Origin of the sequence: Mesorhizobium sp. ISC11 (assembly GCF_037162595.1) — a bacterium.
In the GTDB taxonomy this organism is placed as follows: Bacteria; Pseudomonadota; Alphaproteobacteria; order Rhizobiales; family Rhizobiaceae; genus Mesorhizobium; species Mesorhizobium ciceri.
The window spans coordinates 5,830,889-5,852,500 of record NZ_JAVSPW010000001.1 but is presented as its reverse complement, the minus strand read 5'-3'; the positions used below and the strand labels follow the sequence as shown (position 1 = coordinate 5,852,500).

The 21,612-nt window shown below is 63.6% G+C and carries 17 protein-coding genes (1 of these 17 running past the window's edge); 5 read left to right on the top strand and 12 right to left on the bottom strand.

Annotated elements, in window-relative coordinates; genetic code table 11:
- A protein-coding gene (locus tag RPF88_RS28290) for a M23 family metallopeptidase (protein ID WP_063173803.1) crosses the window boundary here: on the top strand, window positions 1–1,704 show its 3' portion. It extends 258 nt beyond the left edge of the window; only the last 1,704 of its 1,962 coding nucleotides appear in the window; its start codon lies beyond the left edge, outside the window; it ends in the stop codon at window positions 1,702–1,704.
- Between the two features lie 6 nt (window positions 1,705–1,710).
- On the opposite strand, the gene RPF88_RS28285 is transcribed toward RPF88_RS28290, so the two are convergent.
- Window positions 1,711–3,270 (bottom strand): MFS transporter, encoded by a 1,560-nt coding sequence (locus RPF88_RS28285; protein WP_337123583.1) that lies wholly within the window; start codon window positions 3,268–3,270, stop codon window positions 1,711–1,713.
- Window positions 3,271–3,421: 151 nt separating this feature from the next.
- Here RPF88_RS28285 and RPF88_RS28280 point away from each other — a divergent pair, with 151 nt between their 5' ends.
- Window positions 3,422–4,054 carry a TMEM175 family protein gene (locus RPF88_RS28280; protein WP_013529467.1) on the top strand — a complete coding sequence of 211 codons (633 nt, stop codon included), beginning with the start codon at window positions 3,422–3,424 and terminating at the stop codon, window positions 4,052–4,054.
- On the opposite strand, the gene RPF88_RS28275 is transcribed toward RPF88_RS28280, so the two are convergent.
- The 8 genes from RPF88_RS28275 to RPF88_RS28240 all read right to left on the bottom strand — a co-directional run bounded on the left by RPF88_RS28275 (window position 4,028) and on the right by RPF88_RS28240 (window position 15,745).
- Window positions 4,028–5,533 (bottom strand): L,D-transpeptidase family protein, encoded by a 1,506-nt coding sequence (locus RPF88_RS28275; RefSeq protein WP_013529466.1) that lies wholly within the window; start codon window positions 5,531–5,533, stop codon window positions 4,028–4,030. The genes RPF88_RS28280 and RPF88_RS28275 overlap by 27 nt on opposite strands.
- Window positions 5,534–5,683: 150 nt before the next feature.
- On the bottom strand, window positions 5,684–6,049 hold the full coding sequence (locus RPF88_RS28270) for an MmcQ/YjbR family DNA-binding protein (protein ID WP_013529465.1): 366 nt from the start codon (window positions 6,047–6,049) through the stop codon (window positions 5,684–5,686).
- A 59-nt stretch (window positions 6,050–6,108) separates the two neighbouring features.
- A complete protein-coding gene (gene clpB, locus RPF88_RS28265; RefSeq protein ID WP_337123582.1) occupies window positions 6,109–8,715 on the bottom strand; it encodes an ATP-dependent chaperone ClpB in 2,607 nt (868 codons plus the stop codon).
- A gap of 219 nt (window positions 8,716–8,934) precedes the next feature.
- Window positions 8,935–9,879: a DUF4167 domain-containing protein gene (locus tag RPF88_RS28260; protein ID WP_337123581.1), complete on the bottom strand. Its 945-nt coding sequence runs from the start codon at window positions 9,877–9,879 to the stop codon at window positions 8,935–8,937.
- A gap of 303 nt (window positions 9,880–10,182) precedes the next feature.
- Entirely contained in the window at window positions 10,183–11,055 is an 873-nt protein-coding gene (prmC, locus tag RPF88_RS28255) for a peptide chain release factor N(5)-glutamine methyltransferase (protein WP_337123580.1), read from the bottom strand.
- A complete protein-coding gene (prfA, locus tag RPF88_RS28250) occupies window positions 11,048–12,127 on the bottom strand; it encodes a peptide chain release factor 1 (RefSeq protein ID WP_127384728.1) in 1,080 nt (359 codons plus the stop codon). Before prfA ends, prmC begins: the two co-directional genes overlap by 8 nt.
- Before the next feature lie 10 nt (window positions 12,128–12,137).
- Window positions 12,138–14,408 carry a phosphoenolpyruvate--protein phosphotransferase gene (gene ptsP / locus RPF88_RS28245; protein WP_013529460.1) on the bottom strand — a complete coding sequence of 757 codons (2,271 nt, stop codon included), beginning with the start codon at window positions 14,406–14,408 and terminating at the stop codon, window positions 12,138–12,140.
- A gap of 83 nt (window positions 14,409–14,491) precedes the next feature.
- Window positions 14,492–15,745: an aspartate kinase gene (locus RPF88_RS28240; RefSeq protein ID WP_013529459.1), complete on the bottom strand. Its 1,254-nt coding sequence runs from the start codon at window positions 15,743–15,745 to the stop codon at window positions 14,492–14,494.
- Between the two features lie 258 nt (window positions 15,746–16,003).
- On the opposite strand from RPF88_RS28240, the gene RPF88_RS28235 reads away from it, so the two are divergent.
- Window positions 16,004–17,860, top strand: coding sequence for a CHASE3 domain-containing protein (locus tag RPF88_RS28235; protein ID WP_063169070.1), 1,857 nt, complete (start codon window positions 16,004–16,006; stop codon window positions 17,858–17,860).
- 11 nt (window positions 17,861–17,871) lie between these two features.
- Here the strand turns inward: RPF88_RS28235 and RPF88_RS28230 are convergent, their stop codons facing one another.
- Window positions 17,872–18,441, bottom strand: a complete 570-nt coding sequence (locus RPF88_RS28230; protein WP_337123579.1) for a putative glycolipid-binding domain-containing protein — start codon at window positions 18,439–18,441, stop codon at window positions 17,872–17,874.
- A gap of 286 nt (window positions 18,442–18,727) precedes the next feature.
- On the opposite strand from RPF88_RS28230, the gene ubiG reads away from it, so the two are divergent.
- Window positions 18,728–19,477 (top strand): bifunctional 2-polyprenyl-6-hydroxyphenol methylase/3-demethylubiquinol 3-O-methyltransferase UbiG, encoded by a 750-nt coding sequence (gene ubiG, locus RPF88_RS28225; RefSeq protein WP_023811162.1) that lies wholly within the window; start codon window positions 18,728–18,730, stop codon window positions 19,475–19,477.
- Window position 19,478: 1 nt separating this feature from the next.
- Here the strand turns inward: ubiG and RPF88_RS28220 are convergent, their stop codons facing one another.
- Together RPF88_RS28220 and RPF88_RS28215 are read right to left on the bottom strand one after the other, a co-directional pair.
- The gene (locus tag RPF88_RS28220; RefSeq protein ID WP_063173138.1) at window positions 19,479–19,997 is read right to left on the bottom strand and encodes a flavin reductase family protein; all 519 of its coding nucleotides are present in this window, start codon (window positions 19,995–19,997) and stop codon (window positions 19,479–19,481) included.
- A gap of 142 nt (window positions 19,998–20,139) precedes the next feature.
- Entirely contained in the window at window positions 20,140–21,030 is an 891-nt protein-coding gene (locus RPF88_RS28215) for a DMT family transporter (RefSeq protein WP_013529454.1), read from the bottom strand.
- Window positions 21,031–21,126: 96 nt separating this feature from the next.
- Here RPF88_RS28215 and RPF88_RS28210 point away from each other — a divergent pair, with 96 nt between their 5' ends.
- The gene (locus RPF88_RS28210; protein ID WP_013529453.1) at window positions 21,127–21,612 is read left to right on the top strand and encodes a MarR family winged helix-turn-helix transcriptional regulator; all 486 of its coding nucleotides are present in this window, start codon (window positions 21,127–21,129) and stop codon (window positions 21,610–21,612) included.

The window sequence follows — 21,612 nt, the reverse complement described above, 5'->3', positions numbered from 1 at the left end:
AAGACGACCAGGCTGGTGGCGCCGCGTCAGATCGCAAAGGCCAAGGACCGCCGCCGCATGGAAGTGTCGATGGTCACCAAGGTCGGCGACCGCGACGTCATCCACACCATGCCTTTCGTGCAGATCAAGATGGCCCTTGCCGCCGGCCACACCACCAGCCGCGCCTACCCCCCCTTCGACCCGATGCAAGTGTTCGGCGACGACGGCGACGACAATGCCCAGCCGGCGACGGCCGCTTCCGGCCAGATCTACGGCGCCAAGGTCGAAAGCGAGATGAGTCTGAAGACCGTCGATTTTCCGATCGACACGGCTTCCTTCGACGAAAAGAGCGACCTCTCCGCCGACGAGGTGGAAAAAGTGGTGCGCGAGGCCGGCACCGACCTCAGCGACGGCGCCGTGCAGGTCGCTTCGCTCCACTATGTCGATCCGCAGCGATTCGGCGAAGCCTTTGCCGAGAGCATGGCCGGCTCCTACGACGTCAAGATCGTGCCGGAAAACGTCTCGGTGGCGCCGCGAGCCACCGTTGACGACCAGGCGCCGGCTTTCGCCGAGGAAATCATCCCCTTCACCAAGGATCTCGACGTCACCGAGGCTTTTGCTGATTCGGGCTACACAGGGGAAGACGCCACCGGAATGGCCGAAGCCATCGCCAAGTTGCTCAATGCGACGGCGCTCAAGGCTGGAACCGTGCTGCGCGTCGGCCTCGAGGTTCACGGCGATGCCGCCAAGGTCGTGCGCACCAGCGTCTACGACCGGACCCAGCACATCGTCACCATCGCGCTCAACGATCGCGGCCAGTATGTGCCGGCGCAGGAACCGGATCCGAACCCCGAATTGCTGACGGCCTTCGATGATTCGTCGGCGCCGGTGGTGGTGCGCGGCAACCTGCCCAACGTCTATGACGGCATCTACCGCGCCGCCTACTCCTACGGCATGTCCAAGGCGATGACGCAGCGGTTGATCAAGCTGCTGGCGTCCGACGTCGACTTCCAGTCTCGCCTCAGCCCCGCCGACCGCATCGAAGTCCTGTTCTCGCAGCCCGACGGCGACGATCAGACCTCGGACAGCTCCGAGCTTCTCTACGTCTCGGCGACGTTCGGCGGCCAGACCCGCAACTTCTACCGCTTCCAGATGCAGGACGGCGGCACCGACTATTTCGATGAGGACGGTTCGAGTGCCGAGCAGTTCCTGTTGCGCAATCCCCTGCCCGCCGGGAAATTCCGCTCCGGGTTCGGCGCCCGCAGGCATCCGATCCTCGGCTATGTCCGCATGCACACCGGCGTCGACTGGGCAGCCCCCATCGGCACGCCGATCATCGCCGCCGGCAACGGCACGGTCGAGAAGGTCGGCTGGGCCGGCGGTTACGGCAAGCAGATCATCATCCGCCACGCCAATGGCTACGAAACCTCATACAATCACCAGAGCGCCTTTGCCAAAGGCATCGAACCGGGCGTGCACGTCCGCCAGGGCCAGACCATCGGCTTCCTCGGCCAGACCGGCCTCGCCACCGGCCCGCATCTTCACTACGAGCTGATCGTCAACGGCACCAAGGTCGATCCGATGCGTGTCCGCCTGCCGGTCGGCAAGGTGCTGAAGGGCGATGACCTCGTCGCCTTCAAGCGCGAACGCGAACGCATCGACGAACTGTTGAAGCAGGAAGACAGCGATTCGCTGAAGGTTGCGAGCGCCAAGATCGACGGTTGATCGGCTTCAGCCTGGCGTATCTTCGGCCCGTCGCGGCCATGGCAATCGATCACCGGGAATGGTCGTCCAGGCGATGACAGCCGCAAGCAGGCAAAGCAGCGCGGTCACCGAAGAAACCGCGGCAAACGCGGCGTCGCTGGCGGCGAGCCTTGTCGCATCGATGGCCGGGGCAAGCCCGGCTGGCGCCGGTTCACCAAATCCCGGGATGCCGGACGTTGCGCTCGCGTCCAGCGCATTCGCGTAGACCCACGCGGCAAGCGAGCCCATCGCCGCCACCGCGATCAGACCGCCGATGCGTGAGACGGCATTGTTGATGCCGGAGGCCGCCCCCGTGTCCTTGTCCTCCACCGCCGTCATGATCGCGGTCGACAAGGGCGACACGACCAGAGCCATGCCGAGCCCCATCAGCCCCATCAGCGGCAATGTTCCCGTCCAGAAATTGTGGATGCCGGCGTAGGTGAGCAAGGCCAGCCCGGCAAACGCAAAAGCCACGACCAGGCTGCCGCAGGCGATCGGAAAACGCGGTCCGATCCGGTCCGACAGCTTGCCGACAGGTCCCGACAAAAGCGCGATCGATGCCGACAAGGGCAGGAAGATGAAGCCGACCTCGGCCGTGCTCAGCCCCCAGCCGGCGATCAGCAGCATTGGCAGATAGAAAAGGTTGGCCGACAGCGCAAAATAGAGGAAGAACGTCGCCACATTGGCGCCGGCGAAAGCACCGACGCGAAACAGGCTGAGGTCGATCATCGGCTCGCGCTGACGAAGCTCGAAGACGATGAAGACAGCCAGCAATACGACGCCGGCGGCAATGCTCGGCCCTGCCATGAGGCCCTCGCCGCTGGCGCTCATCGAGGTCAGCCCATAGGCAAGCGCACCGAAAGCCAATGTCGCGAGCGCTGCACCGCCGAGATCCAGGCTGCGTTTCTCCGTCGGCGCATCGGCCGGAACCTTGGCCAGCAGAAGCCAGATCGAAATCAAGCCCAGCGGCAGGTTGATGGCGAAGATCGCCCGCCAGATGCCGTCACCGAAGGCCGACAGCACGAAGCCGCCGAACACCGGGCCAAGTGCCGTGGTCAGCGCCGAAGCCGCCGCCCAGATGCCGATCGCACGGCCGCGTTCTTTCTTCGGGTAGGCCTTGGCGATGATGGCGAGGCTGCCAGGCACCATGATTGCCGCACCGATGCCCTGCAACGCGCGAAATGCGATCAGCACAATTGCATTCGGCGCCAGCGCACAGGCAAGCGAAGCGAGGATGAACAGCGCGATGCCGGCCACGAAGGCGCGGCGCAGACCGAATCGGTCGCCGGCAGCGCCCCCGGCCAGGATCAGCGCCGAGAGCGTCAACGCATAGGCATTGGAAATCCACTGCGCCTCGGCAAGGCTTGCGCCGAGATTGACGCGGATCGCTGGTGTAGCGATGGCCAGGATGGAGCCGTCTATGAAGCCAAGCGCCGAGGCCAGAATTGCCGCAACCAGCACAAATCGTCGCCGCGACTGCGGACAAAACGTTCCATTCGTGACCGGATTGGTCAGCGGGACGGCGGCAGCTTCACTTGGTGAATGCATGAAACCTTGCTTAAACCCCCAGCGCACCGGCAACAACCAGCCAGTGGCTTGCTGTCGCTGAAACCAGCCGTTTGGCCAGGGTCGCACCCTGTCAGGTGCAAATGGCGGCAACCATGCTAGGTTTCCGGAAGGTGCCGATGGGGAAACATCGATGAAGCGGCCACTTGAAGCATCGGCTGAGGGACGCGGCCGTATCGTCGGGATCACCGACGGCGTATTCGCCATAGCGCTCACCCTGATCGTTCTCGAAATCAGGGTGCCGGCGCACGAGGCGATCCATTCCGAACGCGAGCTGCTCGCCGCGATCGCCGACCTGGCGCCGCGTTTCCTGACCTACGCCTTGAGCTTCCTGACGCTGACCATCTTCTGGTTTGGCCAGCAGGCGCAGCATGGTCTGATCGCCAAATCCGATCGACGGCTTGCCACGCTGAACCTTTGCTTTCTCGCCTTCATCGCCTTGCTGCCCTTCTCGACCGACCTTCTGGCCGACTTCCTCGAGTTCAGAACCGCGGTGCTGGTCTACTGGCTCAATCTGCTGGCGCTCGGCGTCACGCTGTTCGCGAGCTGGCGTTATGCGGAGAAAAGCGGCTTCGTAGCAGAGGATATCGATGCGGAAACCAAACGCACGGTCTATCTGCGCATCATCAAGGCACAGGTCCTGTGGGCGGTCGGCGCCGCACTCTCGCTTGTCAGTCCCTTGCTCGGCGTCGGCTTCATCCTGATCGTGCAGTTGGTCTATGCCGCCGCGCTTCGCGGTTCACTGCTGCGCAAGGTTATCGGCTGAGGGCCCGCCGACAAACTCCACCGTCACGCCCGGCGAAACCAATTTGGCCAGCTCCCGCGCATCCCAGTTGGTCAGGCGTACGCAGCCATGGCTCTCGGTCTTGCCGATCTTCGACGGATCGGGCGTGCCGTGGATGCCGTAGGTCGGCTTATCCAGGGCGATCCAGACCGAACCGACGGGACCGTTCGGGCCCGGCGGAATGGTCAGGACCTTGTCGTTTTGACCCTGCTTGAAATTGATGCTGGGATTGTAGGTGTAGTTCGGATCGAGCGCCACGCGCGACACCGTGTGTATGCCGGACGGTGACGGCGTATCCGACGAGCCGATGGTTGCGGGATAGGCGGCGACCAGTTTGCCGCCGGCGTCATAGGCGAAAACCTCTTTCTTGTCCTTGTCGGCGACGATACGCGCCACCGGCGTCGAAACCAGCCTGCCGAAATTGGCGACCTTGATGATCGTGCCGGGACGATTGAAATCGACCTCCGGGTTGAGCGCCTTGAGATAATTCTCGTCCATGTGAAAGCGCTCCGCGAGCGCCTCGGTCACCGACGTATAACCCATGCGGTCGAGTTGCGCCTTCTGGCTGTAGTCTTCCGGGATCGACGCGACATAGGGACCGGCCGCGTCCTCCGCTGTGATCGTGTAGTTGGCGAAGGCATCGCCGCCGGATTGCGCAAGTGCCGCCTGGATGGCGACCGCGTCGGTCGATCGCAGATTGGCGCCGGTGATCTGGTTGTAGGCGGCGAGCGCCTTGTCGACATTCGAACCGAAACGCCCGTCGATGACGCCAGGCGAAGCGCCACCCCGGTCTAGCAGCACCTGAAGGGCGGCGACATCCTGGCGCGCTCCCAGCGAAAGTGCCGGGGCAACGGTGGTCTTGTCGCCGGCCTTTGGCGGCAGAGCCGCCTGATCGGCGGGTGTCGTCGGCTGGGCAGGGTCTATCGCGGCCTCGTTCAGCGGCTGGCGCTTGATTGTACCCGGCTTAGCCGGCTGCGGCGCGTCGGGATAATTGTCGTCGTAATTGCCATCGTCCTGCGGCGCCGGCGGGTAGGCTTCGGCGGAATTGTCCCCATAGGGATCGTACTCATCCGCCGGCGGCGGGATAACGCGGCCTTCCTCTTCCAACTGCTTGCGCCGGAACCGCGCCATGTCTTCCGGATCGTCGAGATAGTAGCGGTCGTCGCCTTCGGGGGCGCGGCCCAGTTCGCGCAGTCGTGTCTCGCGGCGCAAGGCGCGGCGGTCGAGCCGGGTCTGCGGCGGCTGGATGGCGATGACCTTGCCAGTATCGGCATCGACGATCACGCGGTTGCCCCTGGCGTCGTAGTAGATGTCGAGATTGCCGTCCTGGGCGACAAGGATGCCCCCGGTATCGGCAGCGCGGACAACCCTTGGCGCATTGTCCGTCGTCGGCGCGGCGAACGCCCCGGAAGACACAAGCCCGGCGGCTAGCGCCGAGAGGGCAAAGATCGTGCGGAACATGGTGGCCAAATTCTCCGGTCCGTAAATTTGCCGCCGCCGGCATTGTCTTCTGGCGAACCCCTTCGCCAGCAAACCAGTTACACCCTCCTATGGTTCCAACATGAACCGGGCATGAAGATGGCGGTTTTCCGGCGCCTCAAGGAATATAGGCTAGCTTTCGGCAAGTCCCAATTCCTTGCGCGCCTGCCTGGTAAGCTTCAGGGCGACAAGGCGATGGCTCTCGCGCAGATAGTCCTTCAGCGCGGCATCATCCATGCTCTGGCTTGTCCGACGCTGGATCCATGTCATGCCGCGCGAGGCAAGATAGGGGGCGGGCCGTAGCCCCGGCTGTTCCTTGAGCACATCATAGGCGATATCGGAACATTTGAAGGTGACGAAGAGCTGCTGGCCATCGTCCCAGCCGCCGATCGCGAAGACCTTGGCCCCCACCTTCCAAACATGGGCGCCACCCCACTGGACGACATGGGTCGTCGAAGGCAGCGAGTCGCAGAAGCTGTTGTAGTCGTCCAGTGTCATCCCCGCCCCACGTTTTAAATGAAAACGCCGCGCGTCCAGGAAGGACGCGCGGCGCAGGATCAGGCTGCCGCTTCCGCCGCGACGATCGTCGGTTTGGAGCGGAAATTCAGCCGGTCGGAACCGGCTGTCACCTTGACGGTCGAGCCGTCGAGGATGTCGCCGAGCAGGATCTTCTCCGCCAGTGGGTCCTGCAATTCCTTCTGCATCACCCGCTTCAGCGGCCGCGCGCCATAGGCCGGGTCGTAGCCCTTGGCCGCCAGCCAATCCACCGCCTCCTGGTCCAGCGATAGCGTGATCTTGCGGTCGACAAGCAGGCTCTCGAGCCGCTTGAGCTGGATCTCGACGATGCGGCCCATATCCTGCCGGCGCAGCCGGTGGAACAGGATCACCTCATCGACGCGGTTGAGGAACTCCGGCCGGAACGATGCCCTGACGACGTTCATCACCTCGTCGCGCACCAGATCGACATCCTGGTCCTCGGTGAGGTTGACGAGATATTCGGCGCCGAGGTTCGACGTCATGATGATCAGCGTGTTGCGGAAGTCGACCGTGCGGCCCTGGCCGTCGGTCAGGCGGCCGTCGTCGAGCACCTGCAAAAGCACGTTGAACACATCCGGATGCGCCTTCTCGATCTCGTCGAACAGCACGACCTGATAGGGCCGGCGCCGCACCGCTTCGGTCAGCGCGCCGCCTTCCTCATAGCCGACATAGCCGGGAGGCGCGCCGATCAGCCGGGCGACCGAGTGCTTTTCCATGAACTCCGACATATCGATGCGCACCATGGCGCTCTCGTCGTCGAACAGGAAGCTCGCCAGCGCCTTGGTCAGCTCGGTCTTGCCGACACCCGTCGGTCCGAGGAACATGAACGAGCCGATCGGCCGGTTCGGATCCTGCAGGCCCGCGCGGGCGCGCCGCACCGCTTTCGACACAGCTTGCACCGCCTCGCCCTGGCCAACGACGCGCTTGCCGATCTCGTCTTCCATGCGCAGCAGCTTGTCGCGCTCGCCCTGCAGCATCTTGTCGACCGGAATGCCGGTCCAGCGCGAGACGATATGGGCGACGTGGTCGGGGGTAACCACCTCTTCGACCATGCCGGCTTTGCCGTCCTGGGCCTCGGCCTCCTTCAGCTTCTTTTCCAATTCCGGAATCTTGCCATAGGCAAGCTCGCCGGCGCGCTGGAATTCACCCTTGCGCTGGGCAATGGCAAGGTCGTTGCGCGCCTCGTCGAGCTGCTTCTTCAGGTCGGCGGCGAGCCCGAGCTTCTGCTTCTCGGCCTGCCACTTGGCGGTGATCTCGGTCGATTCCTCCTCAAGTCCGACGAGTTCCTTTTCCAGGCGGGCGAGCCGGTCCTTCGAAGCATCGTCCGTCTCGACCTTCAGCGCCTCGCGCTCGATCTTGAGCTGCATGATGCGGCGATCGATCTCGTCCAGCGCCTCGGGCTTGGAATCGACCTGCATGCGCAGCCGCGATGCGGCTTCGTCGACCAGGTCGATCGCCTTGTCCGGCAGGAAGCGATCGGCGATGTAGCGGTTGGACAGCGTCGCCGCCGCCACCAGCGCTGAATCCGAAATGCGCACCTTGTGGTGCTGCTCGTATTTCTCCTTCAGGCCGCGCAGGATCGAAACGGTGTCTTCCACCGTCGGCTCGTCGACGAAAACCGGCTGGAAGCGCCGGGCAAGGGCTGCATCCTTCTCGACATGCTTGCGATACTCGTCGAGCGTGGTGGCGCCGACGCAGTGCAGCTCGCCGCGCGCCAACGCCGGCTTCAACAGGTTCGACGCATCCATGGCGCCGTCCGCCTTGCCGGCGCCGACCAGCGTGTGCATCTCGTCGATGAACAGGATGATGTTGCCGCTGGCCGAGGTGACTTCGGAGAGCACGGCCTTCAGCCGCTCCTCGAACTCGCCGCGATATTTGGCGCCGGCAATCAGCGCGCCCATGTCGAGCGCCATCAGCTGCTTGTCCTTCAGCGATTCCGGTACGTCGCCATTGACGATGCGCAGTGCCAGGCCTTCGGCGATCGCCGTCTTGCCGACGCCCGGTTCGCCGATCAGCACCGGATTGTTCTTGGTGCGGCGCGACAGCACCTGGATGGCGCGGCGGATCTCGTCGTCACGGCCGATCACGGGGTCCAGCTTGCCGGCACGGGCATCCGCGGTCAGGTCGCGCGCGTATTTCTTCAGCGCGTCGTAGCCCTGTTCGGCACTCGCCGAATCGGCGGTGCGGCCCTTGCGGACATCGTTGATGACCTGGTTGAGCGCCTGCGCGGTGACGCCGGCCTTGGCCAATATGTCGGCGGTCTTGGCCGACTTTTCCATGGCGAGCGCCTGCAAGAGCCGCTCGACCGTGACAAAACTGTCGCCGGCTTTCTTGGCCAGTTCCTCGGCGGTCGAAAACACTTTCGCCAGCGGCTGGGCCAGATAGAGCTGGCCATTGCCGCCCTCGACCTTGGGCATCGCTTCGAGCGCCGTCTCGACGCCAAGCTTGACGTCGCGGACGTTGCCGCCGGCGCGTTCGATCAGCGACGCGGCCAAGCCCTCGTCGTCGTCGACGAGCACTTTCAGGATATGTTCAGGGGTGAATTGCTGGTGGTTGCGGGAAAGCGCCATGGTCTGCGCGGACTGGATAAAGCCGCGCACGCGCTCTGAGTATTTCTCAAGGTTCATATCTGTCTCCTTCCATCACCGGCCCGCTTTGCGGCACCGGATCCGATTGCGGTGACGGACCCGCTCATTCGAGCCGGGTCCAGTTGAGGCTGATATGGTGCACAGGCCCTGAACCCTCAAGACGTCCCGATATCGGCAACCACATAATATTGCACGGCCGCCCAAACGAAAACGGCGGAGATTTCTCTCCGCCGCTCAATGCCTTGAAATGCCGTTGAGTCAGTTGTCGATATCGACATTGACCGGTTGGGCGTTGCCGCTGTCGGCCGGGGCCGCAGCCACCTCGCCGGCGTCGGTCCCGGAACTGGCATTGTCACTACCGCCATCAACCTGATCGGCGTTGACGCGCGGGCGGCGCGGACGACGCGGACGACGGGCAGCACCGCTTTCGGCGGCCGCCTCGTTGAGTTCGGCCTGGGCGGCAAGACCTGCCGGGGAAAGGTTCTCGAACGACGGAGCCGGTTCGGCCGGCGCCACAGATTCGGCCGGCGAAACGGCTTCGCCCTGGACCGGGATCTCGTTGCCCTGGGGCTGACCACCTTGCTCGGCGGACGATGAAAAGTCGCGCTGGCCGTTCTGGCCATAGCCGCCATTGGGGCGGCGATCACGATGGCGCCCGCCATTGTTGTCGCGGCCGCCATTGTTGCGCCCGCCATTGTTATCGCGGGCCTCGCGGCCACCTTCCCGGTTCAGCGCGACCTCGGCCGGCGTACCTTCGATAACCGGCTGCGGGCCGGCGCCATGGTTGACCACCGGGATCTGGACGTCGGAAGCAGCGTTGCTGTTGTTGCCGCTATTGTCGAAATCGTCGCGGTCCTCATCGCCATCATCGTCGAAATCATCGCGATTCTGCTGCGTGTTCTGGATTGGCATCTGCGCCTGTGCGGCCGCAATGATGCGATTGTAATGCTCGGCGTGCTGGAGATAGTTCTCCGCCATGACCCGGTCGCCGGAGCTGTGTGAATCACGGGCAAGGGTGGCGTATTTTTCGGCGATCTGCTGAGCCGAACCGCGGATCTTCACGTCCGGGCCATTGCTCTCGTAGTTGCGCGTCAGGGGATTAGGCCCCTTGCGGTTGTTGTTGTTATTGTTGTTATTGTTACCACCGCCGCCGCCATTGTTGTTGCGACCGCGCATGCGCCTGTTCTGCTGTTGTGGCCTCATCAAACTCTCTTCATTTTGAAATTTTCGAAAAACTCTTCACGAACGGAGGCGCTCATGCAGCCAGCCGTTTCGTCTCTTCACCGGCGTTCGCCCGCATCGATTGCGTTGGCGCCACGTGTCATCCTGTTCCGGTTACATCACTTGCCGGACGATTCCCGCACGAAGCTTGGGCATCGTTTGCGCAAGAAGGCAGCTATTTCCAAGGAAAACCGAATCGCTAAGAGCACTGCCTGCTTCGTCTCATCCGGTTAAGGCGACCCTAGCCGCATTCCCCGGCATTGCCAAGCGCTTTTTTGCACTGCGTCAAGGCTTTATCCTTTCAAAGACAATAACCCTGTCGTTTCCACCGAGGTCACGGAAAACACTGCCCGGCACGTAGCCGGCTGCAGTGAATATCTCGCAGACCTCGTTGCGTTGCGTATGGCCGATCTCGACCGCAATTCTGCCTTCAATTTCCAAAAACCTTGCCGCTTCCGCAGCGATGGTTCTGTAGGGGTTCAGACCGTCCGCGCCGCCATCCAGGGCTAGGCGCGGGTCGAAATTGCGGACTTCGTCCTGCAGATTTCCAATGTCTTCGGAAGATATATAGGGAGGGTTTGCGACAATTACATGGTACCGGCCGGAAACTTTTTCGAACCAGTCCGACTGCAGCACCGTGAACCGGCCCGCAAGGCCAAGTTGCCCGGCATTGCGGGCCGCCGTCGCCAGCGCACCCGCGGACAGATCGACGCCGGTGGCATTAGCCGTCGGCACGACGCTGAGCAGCGCCAGCGCAATGGCGCCGGTGCCGGTGCCAAGATCGAGGATGCGACACTCGCCTTCCTGCGTCGCAACCGCCTTGACGAAGGGCAATATCGCCTCGACCAGCGTTTCGGTATCCGGCCGCGGTTCCAGCGTTTCCGGCGACAGCGCCAGGCGCAAACCGTAGAATTCACGATAGCCGAGGATGCGATGCACAGGTTCGCCGCCGGCGCGGCGTCTCAACGCGGCATCGATTTCGGCAACAGCGCCGGCGCCGACCCTGCGTTCGGGGTCCGCAATGGCTTGCGTGCGCGTCGTGCCCGAAAAATGCTCGACGATCAGCCTCGCATCGAGCGCCGGGTCGTCGACGGTGCTGCCGAGCCGAGCCCGCGCTTCCCGCAGCAGCGGCCCGAGCGCGTTGGGCAGGTCAGTCATCGATGCCGATGTCGGCGAGCAGCTTGGACTGATGATCGGCGATCAGCGCGTTGATGATCTCGTCGAGTTCGCCCATCATCACCCGGTCGAGCTTGTAGAGCGTCAAATTGATGCGATGGTCGGTGACGCGCCCTTGCGGGAAATTATAGGTGCGGATGCGTTCCGAGCGGTCACCGGAGCCGACCTGTGACTTGCGCGATTCGGAGCGCTCCTCGTCAGCCTTGCCGCGTTCGAGATCATAGAGGCGGGCGCGCAGGATCTGCATCGCCTTGGCGCGGTTCTGGTGCTGCGATTTCTCAGCCTGCACGACCATGATGCCGGTCGGCAGATGGGTGATGCGGACCGCCGAATCGGTGGTGTTGACGTGCTGGCCGCCCGAACCCGAGGCGCGCATCGTGTCGATGCGGATATCTTCGGCCCTGATGTCGATGTCGACCTCTTCGGCTTCGGGCAGCACCGCGACGGTTGCCGCCGACGTGTGGATGCGCCCGCTGGCCTCGGTCGCCGGCACGCGCTGCACGCGGTGCACGCCGGATTCGAATTTCAGATGCGCAAAGACGCCCTTGCCCGACACCGTGGCGATGATTTCCTTGTAGCCGCCGGCATCGCCATCACTGGCCGAGGCGGTCTCGAAACGCCAGCCGCGTTCGGCGGCGTAGCGTTCGTACATGCGAAACAGGTCGCCGGCGAAGAGCGCGGCCTCATCGCCGCCGGTGCCGGCGCGGATTTCGAGAATGGCGTTCTTGTCGTCGGCGGCATCCCTGGGCAACAGCAGGATCTGAATGTCCTTCTGCAGCGCCTCGATGCGGTCCTCGACCCCTGGCAGCTCGGCCTCGGCCAGCGCCCGCATCTCGGCGTCAGTGCCCTTGTCGGCAAGCATGGCCTCGAGGTCGGCCTGTTCATGCTCGGCCGCGCGCAGCGCCCTGACCTTGGCCACCATGTCCTGGATTTCGGCATATTCGGATGCCATACGCACATAGGCGTCCGGGGCCGGGCCAGCCGACATCTGCGCTTCGAGCATCTCGAAACGCTTGACGACTTGATCCATACGATCGCGGGGCAAATTGACCATGATGAGGCTGCTATAACGGGATCGAACGGTCGTCGGCAAAGGCCTGCAGCAGCGCCCGCATCGGCAGGCCCTGTGCCGGAGCCATCAGATTGTCGTCGAAAAACGCCTTCAATTCGTCCAGCGGCAGTTCCGTCAGCATCGCCTTGACCGGCCCGATCGAGGCCGGCGACATCGAGATCGAGCGGAAACCGAGTCCGATCAACGCCATCGCCGAGATCGGCTTGCCGGCGAGTTCGCCGCACAGCGTCACCGGCGTGTGATTGCGGACGCCGGCATCGGCGATCTGCTTGAGGACGCGCAAGAAGGGTGCCGACAGCGTGTCGAAGCGGTTGGCCAGTTGCGTGTTGCCGCGGTCGACGGCCATGACGAACTGGAACAAATCGTTCGAACCGACCGAGACGAAATCGACCGCTTTCATCAATTCATCGAGCTGGAACAGCAGCGACGGCACTTCAAGCATCGCCCCCAGCTTCAGGCTGGTCGGCAAATGATGGGCAAAGCGCGACAAATGCCGCACCTCGCGGTCGATGATCTCGCGTGCCTGGGCGATCTCGCCGAGTTCGGTCACCATCGGCAGCATCAGCTTCAATTCGCGGCCGCCGCTGGCCTTGAGCAAAGCGCGGATCTGGGTGCGCAGCAGGCCCGGCCGGTCGAGCGTCAGGCGGATCGCCCGCCAGCCAAGCGCCGGGTTCTCTTCCTGGATCGCGCCCTTGAAATAGGGCAGCACCTTGTCGCCGCCAATGTCGATGGTGCGGAAGGTGACGGGCTTGCCGCGCGCCGCTTCGAGCACGTCGCGGTAGAGCTTTTCCTGGGCCTCGGCCCGGGGAAAGGTGGAAGCGACCATGAATTGCAATTCGGTGCGGAACAGACCGATGCCGGCCGCACCCGCTTCGGCAAGCTGCGGCAGGTCGACGGCGAGACCGGCATTCATCAGCAAATCGACCTGGACACCATCCCTGGTCGTCGACGGCTTCTTGCGCAGTTCGCGGTAGACCTCTTGCCGGCGCGCCCTGAAACGCACTTTTTCGGCATAAGCAGCTTCGAGATCGGGCTGCGGCCGCAAATGGATCACGCCCTCCTCGCCGTCGACGATGATGGCATCGCCGTTTTCCGCCATGGAAACAGCGCCCTTCATCTGGCCGGCGACGGGGATGCCCATGGCACGCGCGACGATGACGACGTGGCTGGTCGCTGCACCGTCCTCGAGCACCAGCCCGCGCATCTTGTCGCGGGGATAATCGAGCAGTTCGGCAGCCCCCATCGAACGGGCGACGATGATGGCGTCCTTAGGCAGCGATGCCGCGACATCTTCCGGCCCGCGCCCCATCAGCTGGCGCAGCAGGCGGTTGGCGAGGTCGTCGAAATCGCTCATCCGCTCGCGCAGATAGGGATCGGTCATGTGCAGCATGCGGGCGCGCATGTCGCTCTGCACCTTTTCCACAGCGGCTTCCGCCGTCAGGCCGTTGCGGATCGCCTCTTCCAGCCGGCGCACCCAGCCGCGATCGTTGGCGAACATGCGATAGGCTTCCAGCACCTGGCGATGCTCGCCCTCGAAGGCGACGTCGCGGCGTTCCAGCATGTCGTCGATGGACAGCCTGAGCGAGCTGAGTGAGGTCTCCAACCGGCGAACCTCTTCCTCGCTGTCCTCGTTGAACAGATTGGTGACGACGATGCGCGGCTCGTGCAGCACGACATGGCCAAGCCCGACGCCTTCATTGAAGGACAGGCCGGTGAAGCTGACAGGACGGCGCAGATCGAGTTCGAGGCCGGGCCGGGTCAGCCGCGCCAGATCGCCAGTGGCGATCATCTCGGCGATCACCATCGCCGTGGTTTCCAGCGCCTCGACCTCGTCGTCGCGGTAGTGGCGCATGGTCTTGTTCTGCACCACCAGCACGCCCAGCGTGCGCCCTGCCCGCAGCACCGGCACGCCCAGGAACGAGTTGTAGATCTCTTCCCCGGTCTCCGGCAGGTAGGCGAAGGCAGGGTGTTCCTGCGCATTGGACAGGTTGAGCGGCCGCGCGCTGGCGGCGATCGTGCCGACCAGGCCTTGGCCCAGCCGCAACTGCGCCAAATGGACGGCGTTCGGGTTCAGACCTTCGGTGGCGTAGAGTTCGAGCACCGAATCGGCGCGCAGCACATAGAGCGAGCAGACTTCCGCGACCATGTTGGAGGCGATGTCGCGCACAATCCGGTCAAGCCGCTCCTGCGGCTCCAGCGGCTCCTGCATGAGCTCGCGGAGCCGTTTGAGCAAAACGCGCGGGCCACTGGCCTGATCACGCATCGCGGCTTGTTCTCCAATGGGCATTCTGCCCGCCGCAGTTTCCACCGCGACCGGCGCACACGCAACAACTCAAATCGTTCTCGCTACTGCTTATCCAGACCGTAGACGGAATGCAAAGTACGAACCGCAAGTTCCGTATACGGGCCGTCGATCAGGATCGAAATCTTGATCTCCGAGGTCGTGATGGCGCGGATGTTGATCGATTTGTCGGCCAGCGCCTTGAAAGCGGTGGCGGCGACGCCGGCATGGCTCCTCATGCCGATGCCGATGACCGAAACCTTCGACATGCCGGCTTCCGACTGCACGACATCGTAGCCGATCGAGGCCTTGAGGCGTTCAAGCACGGCCAGCGCCTTGTCGACATCGCCCGACGGCACGGTAAAGGTCATGTCGGTGAACTTGCCGTCCTCGGAAATGTTCTGGACGATCATGTCGACATTGATGTTGGCCTCGGCCAGCGGCCCGAAGATGCCGGCGGCAACGCCCGGCCGGTCGCCGACCCGGCGCAGTGAAATCTGCGCTTCGTCCTTGGCGTAGGCAATTCCGGTGACGACCTGCTGTTCCACGATCTCTTCCTCGTCGCAAATGAGCGTTCCGGGCGGATTGAGCAAATCCCCCATTCCGGGCGCATCGGGATCGTCGAAGGACGACCGCACGAAGGTACGCACCCTGTGCACCATGGCAAGCTCGACCGAACGCACCTGCAGAACCTTGGCGCCGAGCGAGGCCATTTCAAGCATTTCCTCGAACGAGATCTTGGCCAGCCGCCGCGCCTTGGGCTCGATGCGTGGATCGGTGGTGTAGACCCCGTCGACATCGGTGTAGATGTCACAGCGATCGGCTTTGACCGCCGCGGCGATGGCGACAGCACTGGTGTCGGAGCCGCCGCGGCCGAGCGTGGCAATACGATTGTCCGGGCCGATGCCCTGGAACCCGGCAATCACCGCCACCTGGCCCTCGCCGAAGCGCTTGATCAGGAACGCACCGTCAATGTCGAGGATGCGCGCCGCTCCATGCGCATTATCGGTCTTGATCGGGATCTGCCAGCCCTGCCAGGAGCGGGCGTGCACGCCCATGTTCTGCAAAGTGATGGCCAGAAGGCCGGCCGTGACCTGCTCGCCGGAAGCGACGACCGCATCATATTCGCGTGCGTCATGCATCGGCGAGGCCTCGCGCGTCCAGCCGACCAGTTCGTTGGTCTTCCCGGCCATCGCCGAAACGACCACCGCCACCTCATGGCCGGCGTCGACCTCGCGTTTGACGTGACGCGCCACGTTGCGGATGCGGGCGATGTCGGCGACGGAGGTTCCGCCGAATTTCATCACGATGCGCGCCATGGGAGCGAAATGCCTTTGACTGAAGCCGGATCCCAGCCAAAAGCCGGAATCCCGAAAAGCGGAAGGCCGGCTGACGCCGGCCGCTGAATGCGCGGCCTCCTTAGCCAAATGACGAAGGTTTCGCAAGGCTGGCGGCCAATTGCCGGCTCCAGAAGCCGGCATATTGCCTTCCGCCCCGGCGCCGCCTACGAAATGCTGCCTGCGGGGAATTCTTTTGGTTCGGCATAGCAGATGATGATTGCTCGGTTTCGACGTGCCATGCGATGGCAATCGCTCCCGCTTGTCGCAGGCTTTGCGGTGCTGGCGCTTATTGTCGGCAGCCGTGCCATGCTGGTCGAGGAACAGCGGGCCAACCGCGCCGCCGCGCGCGAGGCAATCGAATATCAGCAATTGCTTTCGGGTCTGCTTTCTCTGGCACAGGAAGCCGAGAACGGCCAGCGTGGCTACCTGCTGACCGGCGAGAAATCCTATCTCGAACCCTATCGGAGCGCTGTCGGCGCCATTCCGGGGCAACTTGCCCGTATCGACAGCTTGACCGCCCCCGACGACCAGTTCGTCCAGCCGATCAACCACATCAAGGACGCGCTTTCGCAAAAGCAGGCTGAACTGGCCGAGACCATTGCCCTGTACGACCAGGGCAATGCGACGAAAGCGCTGGATCTGATTCGCAGCGGCCAGGGCAAGGCAGTCATGGACGAAATCCGAACCAGCATGGATACGGTCCGACGCATCAGCGCCGCAGCCGTCGCCGCGCGCGACGCGCATACCGACCAGGTCGAGACCTGGCTACGCATCGGTTCGGTGGCGGCACTGCTGGCGATCTTCCTGCTTGCCGGCTACGCGATCAGGGAATCGCGCCGCCGCTTCCTTGAGGTGGCGGTCGCCCAGGAGGAGTTGGTGCGCAAGAACGTCGCGCTCGGCAGAGAGATCGAGACACGTGAAAAGGCAGAATCCCAGATCCGCCAGATGCACAAGATGGAGGCGGTCGGCCAGCTTACAGGCGGCATCGCCCACGACTTCAACAACATGCTGGCGGTGATCATCAGCGCCATGAACCTCGCCCAGCGCAAGCTGGCGCGCGGCGAGCACGACATCGCACAATTCATCGACGCGGCGATCGATGCCGCGACCCGTGCCGCCAATCTGACGGCCCGGCTGCTCGCCTTCTCGCGTCAGCAGCCGCTGGCGCCGCAGATCGTCGACGCCAACCGCCTGCTGACCGGGATGTCCGACCTGATCCGTAGGGCACTCGGCGAAACCATCCGCATCGAAACGGTGCTGGCGGGAGGCTTGTGGAAAACCCATGCCGACCCGAGCCAGATCGAGAACGCCGTTCTCAACCTGGCCGTCAACGCCCGCGACGCCATGGGCGATGACGGCAAGCTGACCATCGAGACCGCCAACAGCCATCTCGACGACAGCTACGCCGCCGCCCATGCAGAAGTCGCGGCCGGCCAGTATGTGATGATCGCCGTCAGCGATACCGGTTCGGGCATGACCCCCGATGTCATGGCCAAGGCCTTCGAACCCTTCTTCACCACCAAGCCGGTCAACAAGGGCACCGGCCTTGGATTGAGCCAGGTGTTCGGCTTCGTCAAACAGTCGGGCGGCCACGTCAACATCTATTCCGAGCCCGGCGAAGGCACGACAATCAAGATCTACTTGCCGCGGTATTTCGGCGCCGAAGAGCCGGCCGTGCCCACCGGGCGCGGCGACAACTCCGCCGCACCGGTCGCCGAAACGATCCTTGTCGTCGAGGATGATGCCCGCGTGCGGGTCTCCACCACCGAGGCCATACGCGAACTCGGATACACCGTCATTGATGCCGCGAGTGGCGAGGAAGCGTTGCAGAAACTGGCGGAAAACCCGAAGGTCGCCCTGCTGTTCACCGACATCGTCATGCCCGTCATGAACGGCCGCAAGCTGGCGGAAGAGGCCGTTGCCCGCATGCCGCTGCTGAAGGTGATCTTCACCACCGGCTTCACCAGGAACGCCGTGGTCCACAACGGCGTGCTCGACCACGACGTGCATTTCCTCGCCAAGCCCTTCACCATCGAGCAACTGGCAGCGAAACTGCGTGACGTGCTCGGCACGACGCAGGTCGCAGCGGACTGATCACAATCGCTTCAGCCTGACGCAGCCGCGCGTCTCCAAAGGCCGGGATAGTCGACAACGAAGCCGTGCGGCGAGACGTTGAGGGTCTCGTCATAGCCGAACACCGGCGCGGCATAGGCATAGCGAACCGTGTCGAGACGCCGATAGGTCTGATCGAGGCGCACCAGGCTCAGTTCAGGGAAAGTCAGGTAGGCGGCCGGGGCAGGCGACGCTTCGCCGATCCCGAGGCCATACCGGCGGATCGCCAGCAGGTTCGATGCCGGTGTGAAGCCAAGATCGACGTCGACAAGACCGTCGACACCCTGCTGGACTTCGCCGTTCAGCGTCCACTGGCCGTTGAAATCGCGTTCGATCGCATAGTGCAGCTGGCGCGTGCCGAGAAAGCCTTCGACAAGCGCCGCCCGCGTGTGCCAGCCGGCATCGCAATCCACCCCGTAGGCGAGGCAGCACGGCTTGCCGTCCTGGATGAAGATGGCTTGTCCCTTGAGGCTGTGCCCGCCATCGGTCTGCGCAAGCAGACAGGCATCATGCCCCTCCACGTCCAGCCGATGCCAGAGGATCGAAGCCGTCATTGCTGTCATCGTCACCTCCTTCGAGTTCAAAACGATGATGTGTTCCTTCGCCCGCCAGGCCAATTGTGTTTCACCGCGGCGCACTCCAGCTGACATGCCCTGACAGAATCCGGCTCCCTGCCGGCAGAGGAAAATTGTTGCCTTGACATTCGCGGCTTCACGCCCGACTTCCTAGCGCATGGCCCCGAAATCGAAGTCGATTTCGGAAAGGATCATGCGCAGAATCTAAAGTGCTACAGCGTCCTTTGCGCGTCCAAGAGGACGCGCGGCGCTGTAGTGTCGAGGAGACCAACCTATGCCAGAGCCCCGACGATCGACGATCGATGCCGGAGAAGTGGAACGCTTTTCCGCCCTTGCCGCCGAATGGTGGAACCCGAACGGCAAGTTCCGTCCCCTGCACAAATTCAATCCGGTCCGGCTGGCCTATATCCGCGACCAGATAGCGACGCGCTTCGGCCGTGACCCACGCGCTGCAAGGCCTTTCGAGGGACTGCGCATCCTCGACATCGGTTGCGGCGGCGGACTTTTGTGCGAGCCGATGGCGCGGCTTGGCGCCGAGGTTGTGGGCGCGGATGCCTCCGAAACCAACATCGAAGTGGCCAAGCTGCACGCCGCCGAAGGCAATGTCAGCGTCGACTATCGCGCCACGACGGCCGAGGACCTTGCCGACGCCGGCGAGAAATTCGACGTCATCCTCAACATGGAAGTGGTCGAGCATGTCGCCGACATCGACCTGTTCGTCGCCAAATGCGGCGAGATGGTGCGGCCCGGCGGCATCATGTTCGTGGCCACCATCAACCGCACGCTGAAGGCGCTGGGCTTAGCCATCATCGGCGCCGAATATGTGCTGCGCTGGCTGCCGCGCGGCACCCACCAGTTCGGCAAGCTGGTGCGCCCGGAAGAGCTCGAAAAGGCGCTTGGCGGCGCCGGCCTGACCATCATCGACCGCACCGGCGTCACCTACAATCCGCTGGCCGACCGCTGGGCGCGGTCGAAGGACATGGACGTCAACTACATGGTCCTGGCGGAAAAAGGCTCGGTCTGATCTATTCAGAATTCAGCGGCCTGTAGCCGCCGCGCCAGTAGATCAGCGCCTGGCCGGCATCGGACGTGCGCACGGCCTCGACCGAACCGATGACGATGGAATGCGTTCCGCGATCGATCATTTCATCGAGGCTGCAGTCGAATGCGGCCACCGCATCCGAAAGCAGCAAAGCTCCGGTCTTGAGCGTCACCCATTCGGCGCCCTCATAGCGGTCCTTGCCCTTGATGCCGCCGAAGCCGGAGAACCGCTCGGCCACGCGCTGATGCTGGGGGCCAAGCGAGTTGACGCCGAAATGCCGGTAGCGTTCGATCACCGGCCAGGTCGACGATGACCGGTTGACACAGGCGATCACCTTGGGCGGCTCGGCCGACAGCGAGACGACCGAAATGACCACCAGACCGGAGCGATCCTCGCCGGTGCCGGCGGTGATGACGCTGACATTGCCGACGATCAGCCGCATCGCGGCGCGAAAATCAGCTACATCGACGGCAGTCTCCTCGGATGTCTTCGGTTCGGTCATGGCTTGCTCCAGAGCACGATTCCAAAAAGGGAAAGGTCCTCGGAAAAGACCACGCTCAAACAAGAAGATAAAGCAGATCTGGATACAAATTCAGGTGAGATCGGCTCCAGGCGCGAAGGCAGTTCGGATCCCCTGCGACCGCTCACGCCTTCTGGCTTTGTGCCCTGGTGGTGATGAACACGCCGGCGGTGATGATGAGCGCGCCTGCCCAGGTCAGCAGTTGATAGTGCTCGCCGAGGAAGAGGGTTCCGGCAAACAGGCCGACGGCCGCCGCCACATAACCGATCTGGCTGAGATAGACCGGACCGCCGACCGCCTGCAGCCGGAAGAAGAACGCGAACATCGCCGATGCCGACGCAACCTGCGCGACGACGACCAGCGGCACGCCGCCGAGTGGGACGAAAGCTTCGCCGCCGAACAGGAGGAGAATGCCGGCAAGCAGCATCGCCGCCGACGCCAGATGGCTGCCGACGGCAAGCTCGATCGGGCCGGTACCGTCCGGCCAGTCGACCGTGCGATAGATGTTGCCGGCGGCAAGGCTGACCGGGATGAGCAACCCCATCGCCACCCAGAACAAATCGGCCGGCTGGCCGGCCTCGCCGCGCGTCACCGCGACCATGACGGCGCCGACGAAGCCGACGGCGATGCCGGCAATGCCCAGCATGTTGGGGCGCCGGACACGCAGCAGGATCGAGAACACCAGCGTGATGACCGGCGACAGCGTGAACATGATGCCGGTGTAGCCGGCGCCCAGATGCGGGATGGCCGAGAACATCAGGAGATTGGGGACAGCATAGGACACCGCGGCGGTGACGAAGAAATAGCGCAATTTGTGCGCGGTGAGCCGGACCCGCTTGCCGCGAGCCAAGAGCATGCACAGCAAGACCCCGCCGGCGCCGAGCGAGATGACGAAGGCCCAGACCATGGCCGGCACGCCGGCAGCCGTGGCGAGCTTGCCGAACGGCAGCGTCAGGCCGAGCAGGCCGCCGGTGACGACCAGCAGGCCGAGCGCCGAATCCCAGAGAAGCTTCATTGACCGAATCCTGTAGCGCGGCTCTTGGCCGGCATTGCATCTTGCAGTAAGATAACGGAAAGATTCTTAACGTCAAGATAAATGATGGTGAGACAGTTGGACAGGGCAGCACGGGCGATCGAGCAATGGAAGCGGGAACGACCCGATCTGGACGTCTCGCCGATGGGTGTGCTCGGGCGGCTGAACGAGGCCGCCTCGCTGATCGCCCGCGAGCGCCTGGCGCCGTTGTTTGCCCGTTATGGATTGCAGTCCGGGGAATTCGACGTGCTGGCAACGCTGCGCCGCTCTGGATCACCCTACGCCCTGACGCCGACCGCCCTCTATGAAGCGACGATGGTGACGTCAGGCGCCATGACCAACCGGCTCGACCGGCTCGAAACGTCCGGATTGATCCTGCGCGGGCCGCACCCCAACGATCGGCGCGGCATTGTCGTGCGGCTGACCGAAAAGGGTCTCGCGTTGATCGATGAGGCTATTGCCGCCCATGTTGCCAACGAGCATGAGATTCTTTCCGGCCTGACACCGGCCGAACGGGAGACGCTCTCTCGGCTGCTTGAGAAATTGATCGGGAGCGTGAGCTAA